This window comes from Achromobacter sp. (assembly GCF_057314935.1).
The window spans coordinates 1-6,071 of sequence record NZ_DBHKZA010000155.1 but is presented as its reverse complement, the minus strand read 5'-3'; the positions used below and the strand labels follow the sequence as shown (position 1 = coordinate 6,071).

Here is a 6,071-nt window from a genome sequence, read left to right as displayed (position 1 = left end):
CCCGGCACGAAACCAATCCCCCCACCCCTTAATGCCGAATCTCAGCCAAAAACTTCTGCGCCCGCCCCGTCCCCGGCCGAGTAAAGAACCCCTCTGGCGTCCCCGTCTCCACAATCCTCCCGGCATCCATGAACCACACTCTGTCCGCGACTTCACGAGCAAATCCCATTTCGTGCGTCACGCACACCATCGTCATTCCATCTTTCGCCAGGCCCTTCATCACCTGAAGCACTTCCCCTACCATCTCCGGGTCCAGCGCGCTGGTCGGCTCGTCGAACAGCATCACCGGCGGATTCATCGCCAGGGCGCGGGCGATAGCGACGCGTTGCTGCTGGCCGCCTGAGAGCTGGGCGGGGTAGGCGTCGGCCTTGTGGGCAAGCCCGACGCGTTCCAAGAGCTGCATCGCCCGGTCGCGGGCTTCGGGGCGGCGGGCGCGTTTGAGTTGCAGCGGGGCCAGCATCAGGTTTTCCAGCACCGACAGGTGCGGAAACAGATTGAACTGCTGGAACACGAAACCGATGTGGCTGCGCAACTGGTCCAGGTGGACCTTGGGGCCGTAGATATCCTGGCCGTTCACCTCGATCACGCCCTTCTGAATCGGCTCCAGGCGGTTCACGGTGCGGATCAGGGTGGACTTGCCGGAACCGGACGGGCCGCACACCACCACGACCTCGCCTTGCGTCACTTGCTCGGTCACGTCGGCCAGCGCCTGGTAATCGCCGTACCACTTCTGCACTTGGGAAAATCGGATCATGTCGGCACCACTTTAGGGGCAGCCGTGAGCCCGGCGCGCCGTCTGCCGATACGTCGTTCGGTCAGGTGCACCAATGAACTCAGGCCAAAATTCAGGATGAAATAGGTCATCGCCAGCAAACCAAACACTTCGAATGGCTTGGTCAGCAGCACGCTGTTGATCTGGTTCGCGGCATAGGTCAGTTCCTGCACGCTGATCACGTAGGCCAGCGACGTCTCCTTCACCGTCGACACGAACTGGCTCAGCATGCTGGGCAGCATGTTGTAGAGCGCCTGCGGCAGGATCACGCGCCGCATCGTCTGCAGGTACGACAGGCCCAGCGCGCGGCTGGCTTCCTGCTGGCCGGGAGGCAGCGCCTGGATGCCGGCGCGGATGATCTCGGCCAGGTAGGCGCTTTCGTAGCAGACCAGCGCCACCACCATCGTCGTGGTGCCCGCGACGGGGCGGCCGATGATGAGCGGCACGAAGAAGTACGCCCAGAAGATGAACATCAGGAGCGGCAGGCCGCGCACCAGATAGACCACGGCCGAAGACGGCCAGTAGAAGATGCGGTACGGGCTGATGCGGCCCAGCGCCAGCAGGACGCCGCAAGGCAGCGCCAGGGCCAGGCTGATCGCGGCCAGGCCCAGCGTGGCGACCAAACCGCCCACCGGGCCGTGCGGGTACTGCCCGATCAGCAGCAGCAACCAGTTGTCTTTCAGTATGTCCCACATGTCAGCGCGCCCCCAGCGGACGGTACCGTCGTTGCAAGAGCGCCCCGCCCCCCATGATGATGAACGACAGCACCAGATAGATCACCGTCACCACGGCATAGGCCTCGAAGGTGCGGAACGTGTAGTTCTCGACTTCGCGGCCTGCCGCGGTCAGTTCCGTCACGCCGATCGCCATCGCCAGGCTGGTGTTCTTCAACAGCAGCAGGGTCTGGTTCAGCAGCGGGGGAATGGCGATGCGGAACGCCTGCGGCAGGATGACTTTGCGCATGGTCTGCAGAAAGCTCAGGCCCAGCGCCCGCGACGCCTCGACCTGCCCCGGCGGGATGCCGCGCACGGCGCTGCGCAGGTCTTCGCAGATATAGGCCGACATCACCAGCGATATCGCGATGCACGACATGATGAATTCGCTGCCGTGGCTGTTGAGCCAGTCGGTCGCGAATTGCGGCAGCAGCGCCGGCACGCCGAAATACCAGAAGAGGATGTGCACCAGCATGGGCACATTGCGGTGGAAGGCGACATACACCGCGATCACCGCGTTGGCCACGGGCGAGCCCGTCAGGCGGATCACCGCCAGCAGGCTGCCCACGAAGAACGCCAGGATCCAGGCCAGTCCGGCCAGCGCCAGGGTGGTGATGAACCCCCTGAGCAGCCACGCCGGATACTCGCCCTGAAAAATGGCGCTGAAGTCGAAAACGTAATGCATCGAGACAGGCTCCAGCGCGCGCGGCGCGTCAACCCTTGATGGCTTCGATGCGGAAATCGCGCTTCATGTTGAATTGCGTGCCCGCGCCGAACCATTTGTCGAACGTCTTGGTGGCCTGGCCTGACGCTTCCATGCCGTCCAGCACCTTGTTCACCTGGGCCAGCATGGCGGTGTCGCCCTTGCGCACACCCATCCCCCAGGGTTCGACGAACAGCGCCGGCTCCAGAATCTTGACCGGCACCGCGCTGGCCGACGCCTGTTGCTGCAGCTTCACCAGCATCAGCTCAGACCCCACGAAGCCGCTGACCTTGCCCTGTTGCAGCGCCAGGAACGCGCCGCTGGGATCCTTGAACGTCACGGGCTCGACATTGGGGATGTTCTTGCGCGCCCCCTGCTCCGACGACGAGCCGCGCACCGCGCTGACGCGCTTGCCGGCCAGGTCGGCGGGCGCCTTCAAGTCCTTTTCCGAATCGCGCGCCAGGATCTTCTGCAGGCTCACGAAGTGCTGGTGCGAATAGTCGATCTGCTGCGCGCGCTCCGGGCTCCAGCCCAGGTTGGCCGCCACCACGTCGACGCGGCCCGCGATCAGTTCGGGGATGCGGGCTTCGACGGCGATCAGCTTCAGTTCGAGCGGCACGCCCAGGCTGTCGGCGATGGCCTGGCACATGTCGACCTCATAGCCCACGATGGCGCGGGTCTTGGGGTCCTGGAAGCTGAAGGGCTCGGCCGTGCCCATGGTGCCGCAGATGAACTTGCCGCGCGCCTTGATGTCCTGCACGGTGTCCGCATGCGCGGCGGGCGCCAGCGTGGCGGCAAGGCCGACGGCGGCGACGAAAGTGGCGATGGTGGTCTTCATGGTATTTCCCCTTGGAATATAGGTATGGGTACGGCCTGCAAAACCTGCGTTTCAACGCAAGGCCGCGCACGCCTCATGGATGCGGCGGCAGCCTTCTTCAATGTTTTCCATGGACGTGGCAAAGCTCAGCCGCAGATAGGGCGACAGGCCGTAGGCCGCGCCGTCCAGCACCGCGACGCCCGCTTCGTCCAGCAGGAACATCACGACGTCCAGGTCGTTGGCCAGCACGCGACCGGCCGGCGTGCGCTTGCCCAGCAAACCGTCCACCGACGGATAGACGTAGAACGCGCCCTGCGGCTGCGGGCAACGGATGCCCGGCACGGCGTTCAGCAACGCGACGATGCGGTCGCGGCGCTGGTGGAACACGGCGGCGGCATCGCTGACGCAACGCTGGTCGGCGGTCAGCGCCACGCGCGCGGCCGACTGGCTGATGGCGCTGACGCAGCTGGTGCTTTGCGAGATCAGCGTCGCCATGGCCTTGATCAGCGCCTTGGGGCCGCCGGCGTAGCCCAGGCGCCAGCCCGTCATCGCGTAGGCCTTGGACACGCCGTTGATCGTAAGCGTGCGGGCGGCCAGCGCCGGCACTACGGCGGCGGGCGATGCGTGGCGCGCCTGGCCGTAGGCCAGATGCTCGTAGATCTCGTCGGTCATCAGCCAGACCTGCGGATGGCGCGCCAGCACCTCGCCCAACGCGCGCAGCTCGTCCGCGCCGTACATCGCGCCGGTGGGATTGCTGGGCGTGTTCAGCAGCACCCATTTCGTGCGCGGCGTGATGGCGGCTTCCAGCGCCTGCGGCGTGAGCTTGAAGCCGTCGGCCTCCGGGCAGGCCACCACCACGGGGGTGCCGTCGTTGACCAGCACCATGTCCGGGTACGACACCCAGTACGGCGCGGGGATGATGACTTCATCGCCGGCCTGCACCGTGGCGGCCAACGCGGTGAAGATCAATTGCTTGGCGCCCACGCCGACGATCAGCTCGTCCAGCCCGTAGTCCAGACCGTTTTCGCGCTGGAACTTGGCGCGCACGGCTTGCAGCAGCGGCTTGGCGCCGGCGGAGGCCGTATAGCGGATGTCACCGCTGTTGAGCGTGTCGATGCCGGCCTGCACGATGTGGGCGGGCGTGGGCAGGTCGGGTTCGCCCACCGTGAAGTCAATGATGTCGCGGCCCTCGGCGCGCAACTGGTCGACGCGCGTCTTGGCCGCCATGCTGGGCGACGGCTTGATGGCCCGGGCGCGGTCGGCCAGGAATTCGGTGTCGACGGCGCTCATGCCAGCCCCTTGGCGGCGAACGCGGCTTGCATCCAGCTTTGCGTCCGGTCGCCGCCCGCGATCTCGGCCATGATGCGTTCTTCCTTGGCCGCATGCGCGTGCGCCGCGGCGATCAGGCTTTCCGCGTCGCTGGCGGGAAAGCTGACCAGGCCGTCTTCGTCGCCCACCAGGATGTCGCCGGGCTGGATGACCTGGCCGCCGATGGACACGGGGACGTTGACCTCGCCGGGGCCGTCCTTGTAGGGCCCGCGGTGGATGTGCCCGCGCGCATAGCAGGGGAAGCTGTCGGCCTCGAAGGCGGCCACGTCGCGGATCGCGCCGTCGACGACGACGCCCGCGCAGCCGTGGACCTGCAGGTAGCGCTTCATGATCTCGCCCAGCACGGCGTTGGACAGGTCGCCGCCGGCGTCCACCACCAGTACGTGGCCCGGCTGGATCTGCATCATCGCCTTGTAGATCATCAGGTTGTCGCCGGGACGGGTCTTGACCGTCAGCGCGGTGCCCACCAGCTTGCCGCGCCCGTTGTAGCGGCGCAGGCCCGAGATGCCTTCGCGGCGCGCAAGGTTGTCGCTGAGGTGCGGCGTGACGATACCGGCCAGCGCTTCAAGGATGGCGGCGGGAGCAACGGGGGAAGCCGGCAATTGGCGTGCGCCGGTGAGGATAGTGGCCATGACGATCTGCAAATTCCTGAGTCGAAAGCCGCCGCAAGCCCGGAACGCTTTCCAGGCCCCGGCCAGCCGGGAGATGAATCAGATCGCATGGTGCGAGCTTTTCGGTTTGGGAAAAAGGGATTAAATTTCCACGAACCTCATCGCTTTTAGGAATATAAGGGTTAGCCCTTAGCGAAATTTCGGAATGAACCTGACCTTGGGCGGATCCGCCGCATGCTGACTTTCAAACAAATCGAAGCCCTGTACTGGACCGTCCGGCTGGGCACGTTTTCGGCGTCCGCACAGAAGCTGCACACCACGCAATCGGCCATCACCAAGCGCATCCAGGAACTGGAGGCGGACTTCGACGTGGCCCTCTTCGACCGCTCCGGCCACCGCGCCGAACTGACCGCGCGTGGCCACGAGGTCTACGCGCTGGCCGAAGAGATGCTGGGCCACCGCGACCGCCTGCTGGTCCGCCTGAAAGGCCAGCACACGCTGACCGGCACGTTCCGTTTCGGCATCACCGAGATCACGGCGATGACGTGGCTGCCCGCCCTGATCCGCCTGCTGCGCGCCCACTACCCGCGCATCACGCTGGAGCCGCACATCGACCTGGGCGCCGACCTGCTCAAGCGCCTGCAGGCCGGCCAGTTGGACATGGCGTTCCTGCACGGCGAATTCGCCGAACCGAACTTGCAGGTGGTGGCGCTGCAGCGCCTGGAATTCGCCTGGATGGGCAGCCCCGACATGATCGACGCCAGCCGCATCTACACCCCCGCCGACATCGCCCGCCTGCCCCTGCTGCGCCAAAGCCGCGAGTCCGGCCTGAACATGATCTACGACGGCTGGCTGCGCCCGCATACGCCAGCCAGCAACATCTTCACGATCAACAGCCTGATCGCGATGGCAGGCCTGACCGCCGCAGGCTTCGGAGTGAGTTGCCTGCCTAGGGACTACTTCGCGGACATGGTGAGCAAGCGGCAGCTGGTGATTGCAAGAACCAGCACGGCGCCCCCGCAATCCATGTACAGCGCGATGTTCCGGCGAGACGCGGATGTGGCGTTTTGTGAAAGCGTGGCGGAGTTGGCGGAGAGTTGTTGTGAGTTTTCTGGGGGGTGGCAGT

General features: G+C 65.7%; 7 protein-coding genes. 1 reads left to right on the top strand and 6 read right to left on the bottom strand.

The genetic code is table 11. From position 1 onward, the window contains the following. Positions 1-28: 28 nt before the first annotated feature. The 6 genes from ACO6D5_RS29265 to ACO6D5_RS29240 are packed head-to-tail and all read right to left on the bottom strand — an operon-like array spanning position 29 to position 4,966. Positions 29-754 carry an ATP-binding cassette domain-containing protein gene (locus ACO6D5_RS29265; protein ID WP_315847448.1) on the bottom strand — a complete coding sequence of 242 codons (726 nt, stop codon included), beginning with the start codon at positions 752-754 and terminating at the stop codon, positions 29-31. Continuing rightward, the gene (locus ACO6D5_RS29260; protein ID WP_315847447.1) at positions 751-1,467 is read right to left on the bottom strand and encodes an ABC transporter permease subunit; all 717 of its coding nucleotides are present in this window, start codon (positions 1,465-1,467) and stop codon (positions 751-753) included. The genes ACO6D5_RS29265 and ACO6D5_RS29260 overlap by 4 nt, the downstream gene beginning before the upstream one ends. A gap of 1 nt (position 1,468) precedes the next feature. Beyond that, complete coding sequence (locus ACO6D5_RS29255) at positions 1,469-2,170, bottom strand: amino acid ABC transporter permease (protein WP_315847446.1); 702 nt, start codon at positions 2,168-2,170, stop codon at positions 1,469-1,471. A gap of 28 nt (positions 2,171-2,198) precedes the next feature. Continuing rightward, positions 2,199-3,026, bottom strand: a complete 828-nt coding sequence (locus ACO6D5_RS29250; RefSeq protein ID WP_315847445.1) for an ABC transporter substrate-binding protein — start codon at positions 3,024-3,026, stop codon at positions 2,199-2,201. Positions 3,027-3,077: 51 nt separating this feature from the next. Continuing rightward, complete coding sequence (locus ACO6D5_RS29245) at positions 3,078-4,295, bottom strand: aminotransferase class I/II-fold pyridoxal phosphate-dependent enzyme (protein ID WP_485827330.1); 1,218 nt, start codon at positions 4,293-4,295, stop codon at positions 3,078-3,080. Beyond that, positions 4,292-4,966, bottom strand: coding sequence for an RraA family protein (locus tag ACO6D5_RS29240; RefSeq protein ID WP_315847443.1), 675 nt, complete (start codon positions 4,964-4,966; stop codon positions 4,292-4,294). Before ACO6D5_RS29240 ends, ACO6D5_RS29245 begins: the two co-directional genes overlap by 4 nt. Before the next feature lie 213 nt (positions 4,967-5,179). On the opposite strand from ACO6D5_RS29240, the gene ACO6D5_RS29235 reads away from it, so the two are divergent. Beyond that, on the top strand, positions 5,180-6,071 hold an 892-nt coding region (locus tag ACO6D5_RS29235), incomplete at its 3' end, for a LysR family transcriptional regulator (RefSeq protein WP_088590267.1).